Source organism: Kitasatospora sp. NA04385 (assembly GCF_013364235.1).
Lineage (GTDB): Bacteria > Actinomycetota > Actinomycetes > Streptomycetales > Streptomycetaceae > Kitasatospora.
In genome coordinates this window covers 980,316-997,689 of sequence record NZ_CP054919.1, presented here as the reverse complement: position 1 = coordinate 997,689, position 17,374 = coordinate 980,316, and the positions used below count along the sequence as shown (strand labels likewise).

Annotated in this window: 12 protein-coding genes and 1 riboswitch; of the genes, 4 read left to right on the top strand and 8 right to left on the bottom strand. The window is 73.7% G+C overall.

Annotated features, from left to right (window positions below; genetic code table 11):
- Positions 1 to 122: 122 nt before the first annotated feature.
- The 4 genes from HUT16_RS04315 to HUT16_RS04300 form a co-directional block, all read right to left on the bottom strand.
- Positions 123 to 752 (bottom strand): hypothetical protein, encoded by a 630-nt coding sequence (locus HUT16_RS04315; RefSeq protein ID WP_176185604.1) that lies wholly within the window; start codon positions 750 to 752, stop codon positions 123 to 125.
- Between the two features lie 162 nt (positions 753 to 914).
- Positions 915 to 2,126 carry a cation:proton antiporter gene (locus HUT16_RS04310; protein ID WP_176185602.1) on the bottom strand — a complete coding sequence of 404 codons (1,212 nt, stop codon included), beginning with the start codon at positions 2,124 to 2,126 and terminating at the stop codon, positions 915 to 917.
- A gap of 4 nt (positions 2,127 to 2,130) precedes the next feature.
- Positions 2,131 to 2,274: a hypothetical protein gene (locus HUT16_RS04305; protein ID WP_176185600.1), complete on the bottom strand. Its 144-nt coding sequence runs from the start codon at positions 2,272 to 2,274 to the stop codon at positions 2,131 to 2,133.
- 217 nt (positions 2,275 to 2,491) lie between these two features.
- On the bottom strand, positions 2,492 to 2,962 hold the full coding sequence (locus tag HUT16_RS04300; protein WP_176185598.1) for a cation:proton antiporter regulatory subunit: 471 nt from the start codon (positions 2,960 to 2,962) through the stop codon (positions 2,492 to 2,494).
- 820 nt (positions 2,963 to 3,782) lie between these two features.
- Between HUT16_RS04300 and HUT16_RS04295 the strand changes: the two genes are divergently transcribed.
- Together HUT16_RS04295 and HUT16_RS04290 are read left to right on the top strand one after the other, a co-directional pair.
- Positions 3,783 to 6,317: a discoidin domain-containing protein gene (locus HUT16_RS04295; RefSeq protein WP_254897628.1), complete on the top strand. Its 2,535-nt coding sequence runs from the start codon at positions 3,783 to 3,785 to the stop codon at positions 6,315 to 6,317.
- A 553-nt stretch (positions 6,318 to 6,870) separates the two neighbouring features.
- Positions 6,871 to 8,931: a sigma-70 family RNA polymerase sigma factor gene (locus HUT16_RS04290; RefSeq protein ID WP_176185594.1), complete on the top strand. Its 2,061-nt coding sequence runs from the start codon at positions 6,871 to 6,873 to the stop codon at positions 8,929 to 8,931.
- A gap of 67 nt (positions 8,932 to 8,998) precedes the next feature.
- Here HUT16_RS04290 and HUT16_RS04285 read toward each other — a convergent pair whose 3' ends face one another.
- Positions 8,999 to 10,465: an amidase gene (locus HUT16_RS04285; protein ID WP_176185592.1), complete on the bottom strand. Its 1,467-nt coding sequence runs from the start codon at positions 10,463 to 10,465 to the stop codon at positions 8,999 to 9,001.
- A gap of 275 nt (positions 10,466 to 10,740) precedes the next feature.
- On the opposite strand from HUT16_RS04285, the gene HUT16_RS04280 reads away from it, so the two are divergent.
- Positions 10,741 to 11,241, top strand: a complete 501-nt coding sequence (locus HUT16_RS04280; protein ID WP_176185590.1) for a nuclear transport factor 2 family protein — start codon at positions 10,741 to 10,743, stop codon at positions 11,239 to 11,241.
- Between the two features lie 252 nt (positions 11,242 to 11,493).
- Here HUT16_RS04280 and HUT16_RS04275 read toward each other — a convergent pair whose 3' ends face one another.
- Positions 11,494 to 13,770: an MMPL family transporter gene (locus HUT16_RS04275; protein ID WP_176185588.1), complete on the bottom strand. Its 2,277-nt coding sequence runs from the start codon at positions 13,768 to 13,770 to the stop codon at positions 11,494 to 11,496.
- Positions 13,771 to 13,985: 215 nt separating this feature from the next.
- A riboswitch (ZMP/ZTP riboswitch) is annotated at positions 13,986 to 14,075 on the top strand.
- Between the two features lie 37 nt (positions 14,076 to 14,112).
- On the opposite strand from HUT16_RS04275, the gene HUT16_RS04270 reads away from it, so the two are divergent.
- Positions 14,113 to 15,279, top strand: coding sequence for a phosphoribosylaminoimidazolecarboxamide formyltransferase (locus HUT16_RS04270; RefSeq protein WP_176185586.1), 1,167 nt, complete (start codon positions 14,113 to 14,115; stop codon positions 15,277 to 15,279).
- Positions 15,280 to 15,622: 343 nt separating this feature from the next.
- Here HUT16_RS04270 and HUT16_RS04265 read toward each other — a convergent pair whose 3' ends face one another.
- Together HUT16_RS04265 and HUT16_RS04260 are read right to left on the bottom strand one after the other, a co-directional pair.
- The gene (locus tag HUT16_RS04265) at positions 15,623 to 16,144 is read right to left on the bottom strand and encodes a tyrosine protein phosphatase (protein ID WP_176185584.1); all 522 of its coding nucleotides are present in this window, start codon (positions 16,142 to 16,144) and stop codon (positions 15,623 to 15,625) included.
- A gap of 428 nt (positions 16,145 to 16,572) precedes the next feature.
- A complete protein-coding gene (locus tag HUT16_RS04260) occupies positions 16,573 to 17,319 on the bottom strand; it encodes a TetR/AcrR family transcriptional regulator (protein ID WP_176185582.1) in 747 nt (248 codons plus the stop codon).
- Positions 17,320 to 17,374 lie beyond the last annotated feature (55 nt).

Here is a 17,374-nt window from a genome sequence, read left to right as displayed (position 1 = left end):
TCAGATGGGGGGGGGTGATCAGGCCGGGCCGCTCAAGGGCGCGGCCCCGCCGATCCTCCCGCGACGGCTGGAGACGGCCGGAGACGGCTGGAGACGCCGGGGGGAGGGCAGCGCGGGCGGGTTCAGCGTTCGGCGGGATCCGCCCGGAGGCCGTGGCTCGGCAGGCCGCGCGTGCCGAGCAGGCCGCCGAGCGCCGTCGCGGGGTCCGGGGCGGCGAGGACGGCGACGGCCTCCGCGTCGCTGACCCGGATCGTCGGCAGCCAGCCGTGCTCGGCCGGCAGCAGGTCCGCCAGCGCGTCCCGGAAGGCGCGTTGGCGGTGCCGGCCGCCGTCGCCCGGGAACAGCGGCGGCCGTGGCCTGGCGTACCCGCCGCCCGGCTCGCGTCCGGTCAGCGCCCGCGACCGGGCCAGCCAGTGGGCGGAGTCGAATCCGAGCACGGCGGTCGCCGGGTAGCGTTCCAGGGTCACAGCGCGGGCGGCGGTGAAGTGCTGCTTCTCGTCGACCTCCAGGATCTGCCCCCGCCCGTCCGGGTGGGTCAGCACGACGTCCAGGCGCCGCCACTCCCGTTCCGGGGCCAGTTCCGGCAGCACCAGGCCGGTCAGCGCGCGGTAGATCGCCGAGACCGTTTCCCACCGGCCCGCGCATTCGGTCCGGCCCGGCCGCCGCAGCCAGGCCGGGCAGCTCTCCGGCTCGATCCGCGCCGTCACCACGGCGGGCAGCAGCGCGGTGACGGCGTCCTGCAGTTTCCTCACGTCGACCCCTCCGGCCGTGCGCGGTGCGGACCTGCGCCGCCCCCGGCCCGCATCATGCCGGACCGCCCGCCGGCGTGAGGCCGACGGGCGGTCGGGGGAGGGGCGATCGGGGGAGGGGCGGTCGGAGGGGTGTCGGTCGAGGGCGGGGGAGGGGCCGGGCGGTCAGACGTGGACGCCGGGTTCTTCGGGGAGGGGCTGCGGTTCGGCCGGTGCGGCGCCGTCGCGGCGGACGAGGCGGGCGGCGATCGGCTCGGTCCAACGGGCGGCCAGCGGGCCGATGATGACGAGCAGCAGGACGTACGCGGTGGCGAGCGGGCCGAGGGAGGGCTCGATGCCCGCGGTCACGGCCAGACCGGCGATGACGATGGAGAACTCGCCGCGGGCGACCAGCGCGCCACCGGCCCGCCAGCGGCCCTTGGCGGCGATGCCGGCCCGGCGGGCGGCCCAGTAGCCGGTGGCGATCTTGGTGAGCGCGGTGACGATCGCCAGGGCCAGGGCGGGCAGCAGCACCGGCGGGATGCTGGCGGGGTTGGTGTTCAGGCCGAAGAAGACGAAGAAGACGGCGGCGAACAGGTCGCGCAGCGGGCTGAGCAGGGTGTGCGCGCCCTCCGCGGCCTCGCCGGACAGCGCGATGCCGACCAGGAACGCGCCGACGGCCGCCGAGACCTGGAGCTTCTGGGCGATGCCCGCGACCAGCAGGGTCAGGCCGAGCACCACCAGCAGCAGCTTCTCCGGGTCGTCGTGGGAGACGAAGCGCGAGATCAGCCGCCCGTACCGGAGCGCCACGAAGAGCACGACGCCCGCGGTGGCCAGGGCGACGGCGAGCGTGATGCTGCCGACCAGCAGCCCGGCCCCGGCCAGCAGGGCGGTCAGGATCGGCAGGTAGACGGCCATCGCCAGGTCTTCCAGCACCAGGATGCTCAGGATCACCGGGGTCTCCCGGTTGCCGAGCCGGCCCAAGTCGCCGAGGACCTTGGCGATCACGCCGGACGAGGAGATCCAGGTGACGCCGGCCAGCACCACGGCGGCGACCGGGCCCCAGCCGAGCAGCAGCGCCATCGCCGCACCGGGCAGCGCGTTGAAGACGAAGTCGACGATCCCGGCCGGGTACTGGCTCTTGAGGTTGGTGACCAGGTCGGCGGCGGTGTACTCGAGTCCGAGCATCAGCAGCAGCAGGATCACGCCGATCTCGGCGCCGGTGGCGACGAACTCCTCGCTGGCGCTGAGCGGCAGCAGGCCGCCCTGGCCGAACGCCAGGCCGCCGAGCAGGTAGAGCGGGATGGGCGAGAGGCCGTAGCGGGAGCCTATTCGGCCGAGCAGCCCCAGGGTGAGGATGATCGCGCCCAGTTCGATGAAGACGGTGGCGGTGTGCAAGCGTTCACCTTCGTTCTCTCGGGATGCTCCGGCCCTTGTGGCGAGGAGGAGTGGGTTGCTGGCTGGTGGCGGCGAGGCGGCCGAGCGGTTTTCGGCGGCTGCGGCGCGGGTCGTGGTCGGTGGCGCTCGGCGGGGTGGACGCGTGCATCTCCGCTGCTCCTTCCGTCCGGGTCCGTCGGGCCGCCCGGTGGGCCGGGCCGTACGGACGTGCGGGTGTACTGGGGGGTGCTGAAGGGGGTGTCGGGTGATCCGGCGCCGGGCACGACCCGTCCGACGAGGGACCTGCCGGAGCCCGCTCGGAACGGGACGCAGGCCCCGCGTCACGGGGGCGGCCGGGAGCCCCGCGCCGTGGCGCGGGGCGGACGTCACTCCCGGCCGAGGATCACGGCGGCGGCGTCCACGCCCTCGCGGGTGCCGATCAGGATGAGGGTGTCCCCGCCGGCCAGCCGGAAGTCCGGGGTGGGGGAGGGGACGGCGCCGGTGCGGCGCAGCACGGCGACGATGGACACGCCGGTGTCGGTGCGCATCCGGGTGTCGCCCAGGGCGCGCCCGTTCCAGTACGAGCCGCCGGACAGCTCGATCCGCTCGGCGACCAGGCCGAGGCCGGAGGTGTGCAGCACGTTCGGGCTGTGGTGCGACGGGGTCAGGGCGTCGACCAGCGCGGCCGACTCACTCTCCGTCAGGTGCAGCGAGTGCGCGCAGGCGTCCGGGTCCTCGCGGCGGTAGGTGTTCAGGGTGCGGGTGCCGTCCCGGTGGGCGATCACCGAGACGTGCTGGCGCTCCCGGGTGGTCAGGTCGTACTGCACGCCGATGCCGGGCAGCGGGGTCGATTGCATGCGTGGTACGGGCACGGGAGGGATCCCTTCGGGCGCGGCGGACGGCGTGGTTGGCTCGTACCACTTTTTCAGAGGTGGGGCCCGGAGCGTAAGGGTCAATCAAAGGTAAAGACCTCCCCAAGAGGGTGACATTTCCCACGTCCGGGCGGTCGCCCCGGGGTGCCCGGACGCGCCGAGGGCCCGCCGGGAGCCCGCCGGGACGGGCCGATCGGGTTGCACGCCAAGGGAGTTGAAACAGGGTCGGGGAGGGCGGTCGGGCGCCGGGCCGGCCGAGCGGCGATCGGACGGCGATCGGACGGCGGGCCGGTTCGCGGGTGCTCCGGGTGGAGGCGCGTGGCGGGTCGTCAGCCGGGTCGGTGTGGATGCTGGCGCGCCGCAACGGCGGGCCCTACCGTATCGGCCCCGGGCCCGGAGGCCGGAAGCCGCCGTTCCGTCGCAGGCTCCGTCCGGCCCGGAGGTGGGCGCCGGGCGCCCGCGCATCCCGGTCGACCGCGCTCCTGGGAGAGCGCTCTCCCGCCATGGTCCAACGAAATTGAGATGTCGTCGTCAGGGTCTCTACTTTTCTCTCGCCATGAACTAACCTGATGCGGCGGCGTTTCACCCAGGTGAAGCCGAGGTTTCAAGTCGTCCCCACGTACGCCTTGACGCCCGGTGGTTCCTGCCCCGACACTCCGCCCGGAGAGCGCTCTCCGCTGTTTTCCCACCCCACCCACCGCTCACAGCAGGAGGAGCCATGCGGCTCGCCCCTCCCCCTTCCGGTGCCCCCATGCGCCGGACGCCTGCCGTACTCGCCGCCGCGGCCCTGGTCGCGGGTGCTGTCATGACGATCCCGGGCACCGCGCAGGCCGCGGACTCGCTGATCTCCCAGGGCAAGACGGTCACCGCCTCGTCGACCGAGAACGGTGGCACCCCGGCCACCGCCGCCGTCGACGGCGACCTCGGCACCCGCTGGTCCTCGGCGGCCTCCGACCAGCAGTGGCTGCAGGTCGACCTGGGCTCCGTCTCCAGCATCAGCAAGGTCCAGCTGAGCTGGGAGACCGCCTACGGCAAGGCGTACCAGATCCAGACGTCCAACGACGGCACCACCTGGACGACGATCTACTCCACCACCACCGGCACCGGCGGCACCGAGGTCCTGAACGTCAACGGCTCCGGCCGCTACGTCCGGATGAACGGCATCACCCGCGCCACCGGCTACGGCTACTCCCTCTGGGAGTTCCAGGTCTACGGCACCCTGGGCGGCACCCCCACCGGGACGCCCTCGGGCGGCACCACCACCCCGCCGACCTCCGGCTGCTCCACCGACAACGCCGCGCAGGGCAAGACCGCCACCGCGTCCTCCACCGAGAACGGCGGCACCCCGGCGTCCTCCGCCGTCGACGGCAACACCGGCACCCGCTGGGCCTCGGCCGCTGCCGACCCGCAGTGGCTCCAGGTCGACCTCGGCTCCGTGCAGCAGCTGTGCAAGGTCGACCTCAAGTGGGAGACCGCCTACGGCAAGGCGTACCAGATCCAGACGTCCAACGACGGCACCACCTGGGCGACGATCTACTCCACCACCACCGGCGCGGGCGGCACCGAGGCGCTCAACGTCTCCGGCTCCGGCCGCTACGTCCGGATGTACGGCACCCAGCGCGGCACCGGCTACGGCTACTCCCTCTGGGAGATGGGCATCCACACCGGCACCGGCGGCTCCACCACCCCGCCGGTGCAGGGCGGCGGCGACCTCGGCCCGAACGTGCTGGTCTTCGACCCGTCCACGCCGAACATCCAGGCCAAGGTCGACGAGGTCTTCAAGAAGCAGGAGTCGAACCAGTTCGGCACCGACCGCTACGCGCTGCTGTTCAAGCCGGGCACGTACAACAACATCAACGCCCAGATCGGCTTCTACACCTCGATCGCGGGCCTCGGCCTGAACCCGGACGACACCACCTTCAACGGTGACGTCACCGTCGACGCGGGCTGGTTCAACGGCAACGCCACCCAGAACTTCTGGCGCTCCGCCGAGAACCTGCACCTCAAGCCGGTCAGCGGCACCGACCGCTGGGCCGTCTCGCAGGCCGCGCCGTTCCGCCGGATGCACGTCGAGGGCGGCCTCAACCTCGCCCCCGCCAGCTACGGCTGGGCCTCGGGCGGCTACATCGCCGACTCGAAGATCGACGGCCAGGTCGGCAACTACTCGCAGCAGCAGTGGTACACCCGCGACAGCTCCATCGGCGGGTTCTCCAACGGCGTGTGGAACCAGACCTTCTCCGGCGTCCAGGGCGCCCCCGCCCAGGGCTTCCCGAACCCGCCGTACACCACGCTCGACACCACGCCCGTCTCGCAGGAGAAGCCGTTCCTGTACCTGGACGGCAACGCCTACAAGGTGTTCGTGCCCGCCAAGCGCACCAACGCCCGCGGCGTCTCCTGGGGCAACGGCACCCCGCAGGGCACCTCGCTGCCGCTCAACCAGTTCTACGTGGTGAAGGACGGCGCCACCGCCGCCAACATCAACCAGGCGCTGGCGCAGGGCCTCAACCTGCTCTTCACCCCCGGCGTCTACCACGTCGACCAGTCCATCAACATCACCCGCCCGGACACCGTGGTGCTCGGCCTCGGCCTCGCCACCGTCATCCCGGACAACGGCGTGACCGCGATCAAGGTCGCCGACGTCGACGGCGTCAAGGTCTCCGGCCTGCTGCTGGACGCGGGCACCACCAACTCCCAGGCCCTGCTCCAGGTCGGCAACGACACCCCGGGCGCGGGCCACGCGGCCGACCCGATCGTCATCCAGGACGTCTTCGTCCGGGTCGGCGGCGTCACCGCCGGCAAGGCCACCAACGGCATGGTGATCAACAGCAACAACACCATCGTCGACCACACCTGGATCTGGCGCGCCGACCACGGCGCGGGCGTCGGCTGGGAGAGCAACCGCTCCGACTACGGCTTCGTCGTCAACGGCAACGACGTCCTGGCCACCGGCCTGTTCGTCGAGCACTTCAACAAGTACGACGTGTGGTGGAAGGGCAACGGCGGCAAGACGATCTTCTTCCAGAACGAGAAGGCCTACGACGCCCCCAACCAGGCCGCGATCCAGAACGGCAACACCAAGGGCTACGCCGCCTACAAGGTCGAGAACAGCGTCACCACCCACGAGGGCTGGGGCCTGGGCAGCTACTGCTACTTCAACGTCGACCCGACCATCGTGATGGACCACGGCTTCGAGGTCCCGGACACCGCGGGCGTCAAGCTGCACGACGTCCTGGTCAACTCCCTCGGCGGCAACGGCCAGTTCCTGCACGTGGTCAACAACACCGGCGCCGGCACCTCCGGCACCGGGACCGTCCCCTCCAACCTGGTCTCCTACCCGTAACGGCAGGTAGTCCCGGCAGGTCCTGACACACAGGCGGCCACCGTCCCCGGGCCGGGGGGCGGTGGCCGCTGCCGTTTCAGCCGCCCGCCGCCGGGTGCCGGGCGTCGGGTGTTGGGTGCCGGGCGCGAGGAGGGGCGGGGGAGGAAACCGGGAAAAGGGTCGGGCACCGCGCCCCGTGCAGGGGGGAAGGGCGCGGTGCCCGACGGGTACCCTGCCGGCCCGGGTGGGGGCGCCGGGGTGGAGCCCGGGCCGGCAGGGTCGGAGACGGACGGGTGGTGGGGGCCACCCGTCCGCCGGGTTCAGGCGGGGGTGCGGGCGCGGCGGCCGGAGGCCGACCCCGTACCGGGACGGCGGCGTCCCCGTGCCATGCTGTGCCTCCTCCCGCTCCCCTGGTCGTGCGTGCTGCGTGCGCACGTATCGGGGACCTCGCCGGGGCGCGCCCGATAACAGAAATCTTGCCGCGGGCCGGAAATTTCTGTTGGCGGCCGCACCCGCGGACGGTCTCCGTGGACGGAGAACGCCGCCGCACGCACCCACGTGGAGGAACGCACCCATGCCGCACACCAGACGCAGTGGACCCGACGCCGGAACGGTGACGGCGGCGCGCGCCGGCGACCGGCGGGCCCTGGAGGAACTGGTGGCCCAGAGCCTCCCGTTGGTCTACAACATCGTCGGCCGGGCGCTGAACGGCCACGCCGACACCGACGACGTCGTACAGGAGACGCTGTTGCGCATGGTCCGAGGGCTGTCCGACCTGCGGGACCCCACCGCCTTCCGGTCCTGGCTGGTGGCCATCGCCGTCCGGCAGGTGCGCAACCGCCAGCAGGACCGGGCCGTCGCCCTCGACCGCTCCGCCCGGCTGGAGGACGCCGAGGCGATACCCGACCCCGCCCTCGACTTCGCCGGGCTGACCATCCTGCGCCTGGGCCTCACCGAACAGCGCCGCGAGATCGCCGAGGCCACCCGCTGGCTCGACCCCGACGACCGCGAACTGCTCGCCCTGTGGTGGCTCAAGGAGACCGGCGAACTCGAACAGGCCGACCTGGTCTCCGCGCTCGGCCTCAGCTCCGGCCACGCCGCCGTCCGGATCGGCCGGATGAAGAAGCAGCTCGAACTCTCCCGCCTGCTGGTCCGCGCGCTGGCCGCCGACCCGCGCTGCCCCGGACTGGACGCGACCGCGGCCGGCTGGGACGGCGTCCCCGCCCCGCTGTGGCGCAAGCGCCTGGCCCGGCACGTGCGCGACTGCGAACGCTGCGCCGGAGCCCAGCAGGGGCTGCTCCCCGCCGAACGGCTGCTGTACGGCCTGCCGTTGCTGGCCGTCCCGCCGAACCTCGACCCGTCCCGGATCCTCGGCGCACTGACCGCGGACGCCCCGGGGCCGGACGCTCCGGCGTCGGACGCTCCGGGGGCTGACGTTCGGGGGCCGGACGGTTCGGGATCGGGGCCGTCGGGGCCGTCGGGGCCGGGCGGTTCGGGCCCGGCGGGCACCCCGTCCGCGTCCGGCGGGCGCCCGGGGCGGCGGCGGGCCGGTCACCGGCGGGGGCGCCCCGGCCTCCCCACGCCGGTGCTCGGCGGTGCGGCGGTGGCCCTGGCGGCGGTCGCCGTCCTGGTCGGGGCCGAACTGACGCCCGGACAGCACGACGCCCCGGTGGCCGTCGCCGCGCCGTCCGCGAGCGCCGCCGCGCTGCCCACCACCGCCGACGCGGCGGCCCCGGCGCTCCCCGACGAGCCCTCGCCCTCCCCGTCGGACTCGGCCGCTCCCTCGGCCTCGGCCTCGACGTCGGCGTCCGTCCCGGCCCCTCCCGCGCCGTCCGCCGCCGCCACCTCGCCCAAGCCCACCGCCGGGACCGCCGCCGCGCCGCCGGCCGGGATCGCCACGTCCGCGCGCAAGGGCGTCGGCGTGTGGTCCTTCGACGGGGTCAACCAGGCGCTGGCCGCCTCCGGAGCCGGCTGGTACTACACCTGGGCGCCCCAGCACCCCGGCATCACCACGCCCGCGTCGGCGTCCTTCGTCCCGATGATCTGGGGCGCGGCCTCCGTCACCGACACCGCCCTTGCCCAGGCCCGCGCCAACGGCCCCTACCTGCTCGGGTTCAACGAGCCCGACATGGCCGCCCAGTCGAACATGACGGTCGACCAGGCACTGGAGCTGTGGCCGAAGCTGATGCAGGCCGGGCAGACGCTGGGCAGCCCGGCGGTGGCGTACGGGGCCGACACGCCCGGCGGCTGGCTGGACCGCTTCATGTCCGGCGCCGCCGCCAAGGGCTACCGGGTCGACTTCATCACCCTGCACTGGTACGGCGGCGACTTCCGCACCCCGCAGGCCGTCCAGCAGCTGACCTCCTACCTGGAGGCGGTGCACCAGCGCTACCACAAGCCGATCTGGCTCACCGAGTACGCCCTGATCGACTTCTCCCAGGGCACCCGCTTCCCCACCGCCGACCAGCAGGCCGCCTTCGTCACCGCCTCCACCAAGGCCCTCGACGCACTGCCCTACCTCCAGCGCTACGCCTGGTTCGGCCTCGGCGCGGACCCGGCCAAGCCCAGCAGCGGCCTGTTCACCGACGGCACCAACGCCACCGCCGCCGGACGCGCTTACCAGGCCGCCCGCTGAGCCGCTGAGCCGCCGAGCCGTTGAAACGAAGCGGTTCAACGGTTCAACGGCTCAGCTCTTCAGCGGTTCAGTGGTTCAGCGCGGTCGGGACGCGGAAGCCGCCGAGCCGCTCCTCCAGCAGCTCGGCCAGGCGCAGCGGGGTGCGGTCCTCGTACATCGGGCCGATCAGCTGGACGCCGACCGGGAGGCCCTCGGCAGACAGGCCGGTGGGGACGGCGGTGGCGGGCAGGCCCGGCATGGTGGCCAGACCGGCCCAGACCAGCTGGTCGAAGTAGTGGAAGGTGGTGCCCTCGACGGTCATCCGGCGGTTCAGCAGGTCGGGGTCCTGCTGGTGCGGGAAGGCGGCGGTGGGGGTGATCGGGGCGACGACGGCGTCGAACTCGGCGAAGAACTCCCGCCAGCTGCGCCGGTGCAGTTCGCGGCGGTGGTCGGCGGCCAGCCAGCCGCGGTGGCTGAGCGTCATGCCGCGCAGCCGGGCGGCCCCCAGGCTGTGGTCGTCCTCGCTCAACTGCTCGGCGAGCTGCCGCACTTGCTCGTACTGCGCCGGGGGGAAGTTGGCGGCGAGGGCGGAGAACATCAGCAGCGGGTAGACCTGGGCGGCGTCGGCGAGGTCGGGCAGCAGCGGGCTGTGGCGCTCGACCCGGGCACCGCCGTCGGCGAGCGCGTCGGCGACCCGGGCGACGCCCGCGCGGACGTCGGCGCCGGTCGGGATCAGCGGGTGCTCGTCCAGCACCAGCACCCGGAAGCCTTCCAGCCGGTCGTGCCGGGCGGGCGGCAGCACGGTGGTGTGGGCCAGGCCGAGGGTCAGCGGGTCGGGGCCGGTCATCACGTCGAGCAGCAGCGCCAGGTCGCCGGCCGAGCGGGCCATCGGGCCGACCACGGCGAGGTCGATGTCGGCGGGCAGCGCGGGGGCGTTCGGCGGCACCATGCCGCGGGTGGGCAGCAGGTGCATGGTCGGCTTGTGCGCGTACACGCCGCAGAAGTGGGCGGGGGTGCGCAGCGAGCCGGCGATGTCGGTGCCCAGCGACAGCGGGCCGTACCCGGCGGCCAGCGCGGCCGCCGACCCGCCGGAGGACCCGCCGCTGGTGCGCTCGTGGTCCCACGGGTTGTTGGTGGTGCCGTGGATCTCGTTGTAGGTCTGGATGTCCCGCAGCCCCAGCGGCACGTTGGTCTTGCCGAGCACCACCGCACCGGCCGCCCGGACCCGGGCCACCTGTAGTGCGTCCTCGGCCGGAACGTGGTCCCGGAACTGCGGCATGCCCCAGGTGGTGGGCAGCCCGGCGACGTCGTACGACTCCTTGACCGTCAGCGGGATGCCCAGCAGCGGCCGCTCCTCCCCGTCCGCCAGCGCCCGGTCGGCCTCCCGCGCGGCCGCCCTGGCCCGCTCGAAGTCCGGCGCGCAGACCGCGTTGACCGCTCCGTCCTCCTGCTCGATCCGGGCGATCGCGCCCTCGGTCAGCTCCACCGAGGTGACGTCCCCGGCCCGCAGGGCCACCGTGAGTTCCCCGGCCGTCGCATAGGTCCATTTCTCCATGGACGGGACCGTACGCGCCTTCGAGAGGAGGCACGAAATGTGCTGTCGGGCAAGCGGATTGGCGGATCGTCAGCGCACTGACGGGATGTCGGTAGGGTGGGGGGCGGCGCACCGTTAGCACACCGGCAGGATGCCGACAGCGGTCGGTCAGCGGTCGGTCAGGCGTTCCAGGGGTGACTGACGGCGGGACGACGGCGCGGTGACAGCGGTCTGACGGTGCGTACCGGAATGGTGGTTCCCGAAGCCGGAACACGCCGACACGAGGGGCACGAACCATGAACGCCACGTCGAACACCGAACTGCACCGGACGACCGGCGGGACGACGGGCGGCCCGTCGGACGGGATCCCGGGCGAGGCCCTGGACGAGACGCTGATCGAGCGGATGCGCGAGTACCTGGCCGCCGGGCTGGCGATGGACCTGGCCGCGCTGGAGGAGTTCTACGACGACGAGTTCGAGAACCTCCGGATCGACGAGACCGGCCAGGTGGTGCGGCTGACCAAGGCGCACTTCATGGCGCGCTTCCGGGGCCTGGCCGCCCAGGGCCGGACGGTCGGCCGCAGCACCGACGACGTCCGTTTCCTCGCCACCACCCGGCACGGCGACCAGGGCACCGTCGTCATGTACCGCTGCGAGCAGGGCGTCCCGGCCCGCTACACCTTCGTCTGGCGCCGGACGGCGGACGGCCGCTGGTCCACCGTCCTGCGCGAGTTCAGCTTCGAGCGGGACGTCACCTACCTGCGGCAGATGATGGCGGCGGCCACCGCGTCGGCCTAGGCCCGGGCGGACGTCCGCCCCGAGGTCGGCGAGCTGCACCGACTCCCCGTCCGCGGAGGCGAGTTCGAGCTGCACGGCGGTCGCGGGCGCGGGCCCGCGGTTCCACACCACCAGGTGGTACCCGGCCTCCCGGACCGTCCCGTCCGGCAGCTTCACCCGGCCGAACTCCGCCGGTCGGGGGCGCCGCCCGGGACGCCACCGGGACGCGGCGTTGGGACGGTGCCGGGGCGCGGCGGTGGGGCGTCGCCCGGGTCAGCCGCTCCGGAGGCCCTCGGCGTCGATGTCGGGCAGCAGCCGGTCCATCCAGCGCGGGGTCCACCAGGCGGCCGGGCCGAGCAGGGTCATCGCGGCGGGCACCATCAGCAGCCGGACCACGGTGGCGTCGATCAGGACGCTGACGGCCAGGCCCAGTCCCATCATCTTGATCACCACGTTGTCGCTGACGATGAACGCCGCGAACACGCTCACCATGATCAGGGCCGCGCAGCCGATCACCCGGGCGGTGGTCTCCAGCGCGTGCGCGACCGCGCCGCGGCTGTCGCCGGTCAGCCGCCAGCGCTCGTGGACGCGGGAGAGCAGGAACACCTCGTAGTCCATGCTCAGGCCGAAGACGATCGCGAACATCATCATCGGGACGTAGCTCTCGATCGGCACCTTCCCCGACACGCCGAGCGCCGGCCCGCCCCAGCCCCACTGGAACACCGCGACCAGCACCCCGTATGAGGCGGCGATCGACACCAGGTTGAGCACGGCCGCCTTCAACGCGACCAGCGGCGCCCGGAACACCAGCAGGATGATCAGGAACGCCAGCGCGACCACCACCGCGATGATCAGCAGCAGCCGGCTGGCCACCAGGTCCAGGAAGTCGACCTGGGCGGCGGTCGTGCCCGTCACGTACGCGGTGGCGGAGGTGCCCGCCACCGCGCCCGGCAGCACCGTGTCCGAGAGGTGGCCGACCAGGTCGGTGGTCTTCCGGTCCTGCGGGGCCTGCGCGGGCGTGACGGTAGTGAACAGCACGTCGCCGTCCGAACTGGTCTGCAGCGGCGCGGTGCTCGCCGTGTTCGGCACGCCGGTCAGCGACTGCTGGACGGCGGAGGCCAGCGCCGGACGGTCGGACGCGGGCACCGAGGTCTGGTCGACCACCACCGTCAGCGGGCCGTTGGAACCCGGGCCGAACGCCTCCGACATCAGGTCGAACGCCCGCCGGTCGGTGAACGAGGTCGGGTCCGCGCCGTCCCCGATGTGCCCCAGCTGGATCGACAGCAGCGGCACCGCCAGCACCAGCACCGTCACCAGGCCCACCGACAGGTACCGCCACGGGTGGTGCTCGACCCGCCGCGCGTACCGGTGCCACATGCCGGTCGCCTCGGCGCCCTCGGCGGCATCGGCGTTTTCGGGGGCTTCGCCGCCCTCGGCGACGGGCGTGCGGACGGTGAAGCGGTCCATCCGGCGGCCGATCACGCCCATCAGGGCCGGCAGCAGCGTCAGCGCGCCGCACACCGCCGTCACCACCGTGACGCCCGCCGCCAGGCCCAGCTTCGCCATGAACGAGATGCCCGACACCGACAGGCCCGCCAGCGCGATCACCACCGTGGTGCCGGAGATCAGCACCGCCCGGCCGCTGGTCGCCACCGCGTGCCCGGCCGCCGTCCGCGGGGCCGAACCGTCCATCAGGTTCTGCCGGTGCCGGGTCAGCAGGAACAGCGCGTAGTCGATGCCGACGCCCAGCCCGATCATCGTCGCCAGCGTCGGCGCGACCGTCGCGAACGTCGTCAGCGCCGCCAGCAGGCCCAGCAGCCCGAGGCCCACCACCACCGCCAGCAGCGCGCTCACCAGCGGCAGTCCCGCCGCGATCACGCTGCCGAAACCGAGCAGCAGCACCACGATCGCGACCCCGAAGCCGATCAGCTCGCTCACCCGGTCGCTCGGCGCCGGCCGCGCCAACTCGCCCAGCGGACCGCCGTACTCGACCTGCACGCCCGCCTGCCGCAGCGGCTGCACCGCCGCGTCCACCTGGTCCAGGTAGCCGTCGCCGAACGTCGCCGGAGTGCTGTCGAAACGCATCGTGATGTACGCCGTCCGCCCGTCCGCGGACACCGGCCCGCCCGGCTGCGGGGCCTGGCCCGGCGGTGGCAGCGGGTCCTGCGCCGACAGCACGTGCGGGAGGTGCTGCAACGACGTCACCGCCTGGTCGACCTGCGACTGGAACTGCGTCAGCGACTGCCCGTCGTGCAGCACCACCTGCGCGCTCGTCCCGCCGAACGCGGGCTCGTGCGCGGCCAGCACGTCCGCACCGTCCTGCGCCTGCGAGCCGGGCACGGAGAAGTCGTCCGAGTACGCGCCGCCCACGGCGTGGTCCGCGACCTGCACCCCCACCAGCACCACCAGCCAGCAGACGATCACCACCACCGGGTGCCCGGCGCACCACGCGCCCAGCCGCCACAGCAGGCCGCGGCGCTGCGCCGTACCCGGCCCGGACGGCTCCGGTGCGGACGGCTCCGGTGCGGACGTGCTGTCGGACGAGGACATCGACCCTCCCGGGGGCGCGGTGTCACCCGTGCGCGGTGACCGGAATCCGACGGTAGCCACGGCCCCGCCACCCGCCTTCGCCCCGCACCCGCGACACGGCCGAACCCACCCGAACGCCGGGCACGTCCGGGGGCGGGCTCGGGGCGGCGGGGTGCGTTCGGGGTGGGCCGGCGGACGGCGGGGCGTGTTCCGGTGCGGCCGGGCGCTGCTAGCATCGGCGCCGTCGCGACTGGCGAGAGGTGGAGCACCACCGGGGAGCGGCACAGCACAGCACGGGACCGGCACCGTCCGCCTGGGTGTCCTCCGAAGCCGACACACCGACTTCACGGAGGGGCCGTCACCATGGACCTTCGGTACGGAATCAACCCGCAGAACACCCGCGCCCGGATCGAGCCGCTGCCCGGCACGGACCTGCCGCTGCGCCTGCTCCAGGGGCAGCCCTCGTACGTCAACCTGCTGGACGCGCTGAACGCCTGGCAACTCGTCAGCGAGGCCGCCGCCCTGCTCGGGCGCCCCGCCGCCGCGTCCTTCAAGCACGTCTCCCCGGCCGGCGCCGCCCTCGCCGGACCGGTCGACCCGGCCACCGCCGAACTCCACGCCCTCGACCCGGCCGCCGTCGGCCCACTCACCTCCGCCTACCTGCGGGCCCGCGACGCCGACCCGAAGTCCTCCTACGGCGACTTCGTCGCGGTCTCGCACGAGGTCGACCTCGAACTCGCCGACCTGCTCGCCCGGGTGGTCTCCGACGGCATCGTCGCCCCCGGCTACGCGCCCGGCGTGCTCGACGTCCTGGCCCGGAAGAAGAACGGCCGCTACCTCGTCCTGGAGGCCGACCCCCGCCACACCCCGCCCGCCGTCGAGACCCGCGAGGTGCACGGCCTGCGCCTGGTCCAGGACGTCGACACCACCCCGCTCACCGCCGCCCTGCTCACCGACGTCCGGGTCGGCACGCTCACCCCCGCCGCCGCGGACGACCTGCTGCTCGGGCTCGCCGTGCTGCGCCGCACCCAGTCCAACTCGGTCTGCTACCTGCGCGACGGCGCCGCCCTCGGCATCGGCGCGGGCCAGCAGTCCCGGGTCGACTGCACCCGGCTGGCCGGCGCCAAGACGGACACCTGGTGGCTGCGCCGCCACCCCGCCGTCCGGGCCCTCGACTTCCGTCCCGGGATCCGCCGCCAGGACCGGATCAACTGGCAGATCCGCTACCTGGAAGGCGACCTCACCCCCGACGAGCGCACCCGCTTCGCCGCCGCCCTGCACGGCGGCGGCGACGTCCCCGACGAACTCGGCCCCGAGGAGCGGACCCACTGGGCGGCCCGGCTGGACGGTGTCGCGTTCGTCTCCGACGGTTACCTGCCGTTCCGCGACAACGTCGACCACGCCCGCCGCCACGGCGTCACCGCGATCGCCGAGCCGGGCGGTTCGGTGCGGTCCGCCGAGGTCGAGGCGGCCTGTGCCGAGCACGGCATCACGCTGGTGCACACCGGGCTGCGGCTGTTCCATCACTGATGTCCTGTCACCGGTGTTCCGTCACCGATGCTTCATCACCGGTGTTCCGTCACCGATGCTTCATCACCGGTGTCGCGTCACCGGTGTCGCGTCACCGGTGTTCCGTCACTGATGCTCCGGCATCGATGTCGCGTTGTTGGTACCGCGTTGTTGGTGCCCCGTTGTCGGTGTCGGTGCATCGATGAGCTGTCACCCGTGTCTCGTCATTGGTGCGTCATCATCGATGTCTTGACGTTGATGTCCTGGCACGGATGATCTGCCATCGGTGTCCCGTCACCGATGCTTTGTCATCGATGGGGCGTCACCGATGCCTTCTCATCGGTGAGTTGTCATCGGTGTGCCCTCACCGATGCCTCATCACCGGTGTCCCGTCACCGGCAGCGCGGCGGGGCACCTGGTCGGTCCAGGCCCGCTGCGCGGCGGTGTCCGGCACCGCCAGACCGCGGGCCCGGGCGATGCGTTCCCACGCGTCGTCCGGGTCCGCGCCGGAGCGGACCAGCACCCCCGCCGCCAGCAGCGAGGAGCGGCCGATCCCGGCCCGGCAGTGCACCACCAGGTGCCCGCCGGCGGCCAGCCGTTGCGCCAACTCGTCCAGCAGTGGCAGGACTTCGGCGACGGTGGGGACGGTGCGGTCCGGGATCGGTACGGCGGTGAAGCGCAGTCCGGCGGCTCGGGCGAGGGATGCCTCCGCGTCCAGCCCGAGTTCGGCGCACTCCGCCGGGGTGAGCGCGCTGACCAGTTCGCTCACCCCGAGCGCGGCCAGCGCGGCCAGTTCCTCCGCCAGCCAGTCGCCGCCGCGCGGCCGGGCCATGGTGCTGATCCGGCCGGGGCCGGGGTGGTCGATCGTGAACAGGGTGGGACACATGACGGGGCCGACCTCCGTGCGGGGCAAGGGCGTTCGGCCGTCCGGGAGGGCATCGGCCGGTGCGCGGTGCGCGCGTTGTGGTGTGGTGCGGTATGCGTACCGGCCCGGCGGTCGGCAGGACAGCGGACCGGGGCGTCGGCAGCGGGGAACGACCGGCCGGGCGGGTGCGCGCGGACGAGCGGGCGCGGCGCGGCGGGCGGTGCAGTGAGGCTAGCACCACCCGCCGGGCGCGAGGAGTCGGGGGACACGTCCAGGCCGGTCCGTTCGGGTCGGTTCGTTCAGAGCCGGGATGTCCGTTCGCCCCGGGCCCGTTGCCCCCGTTCAGCCCCCCGTTCGCCCCGGGCCCGCCGCCTCCGTTCAGCCCCCCGTTCGCCCCGGGCCCGCCGTCCCCGTTCAGCCCCCGTTCGCCTCGGGTCCGTTGCCTCCGCTCAGCCCTCGCCGGGCCCGGCGGTGCGTTCGACCAGGCCCTGGAGGCCGTCCAGCACGCAGGTCAGGCCGAAGGCGAGCGGGTCGGCGGGGGCGGGGGCGAAGGCTCCGGCTGCGGCGGCGCGGGTGAGTGCGGGGAAGCGGTCGGCGTGCCGGGCCAGTTGGTCGGCGGTGAGCCGGTCCCACTCCCGGTCGCCCTCCTCGGTGCGGTCCAGGGACTCCTGGGTGAGGCTGCGCACCAGGCTCAGCACCAGGATCGCGGCGTCGTGCCGCTGCCGGGCGTCGAGCCCGGTGGGTTCGAGGGCGGCCAGCGCGCCGTCCAGCCAGGCGACTTGGCGCGGTCCCATGGCGTGTCGGCGCAGGCCGGTCGCGGTCAGGATCCAGGGGTGGGCGCGGTAGACGTCCCAGCAGGCGCGGGCCCAGGCCGCCAGGCGCGGCCGCCAGCCGCCCGGGACGAGGTCGAGGTCGGGCGGGTCGCCGAGCACGGTGTCGACCATCAGGTCGACCAGGTCGGGCTTGCCGGGGACGTAGCGGTACAGCGCCATCGTGGTGACCCCGAGCGCCTCGGCGACCCGCTGCATCGAGAGCGCCTCCAGCCCCTCGGCGTCGGCGACCGCGACGCCGTGCCGGGCCACCTCGGCGGGCGTGAACTTCGGCTTGGGCCCGCGCCGGGGCCGGTCGTCGGCTTCGCCCCACAGCAGCGCCAGGCTGACGTTCGGGTCCCGCTGGCTCTCCTTGTTCGCCGGCACGCGCCCGGTCTCCTCTCCGTCGGTCTCTGTCGGTCTCCGTCAGTGCCGTCGGCGG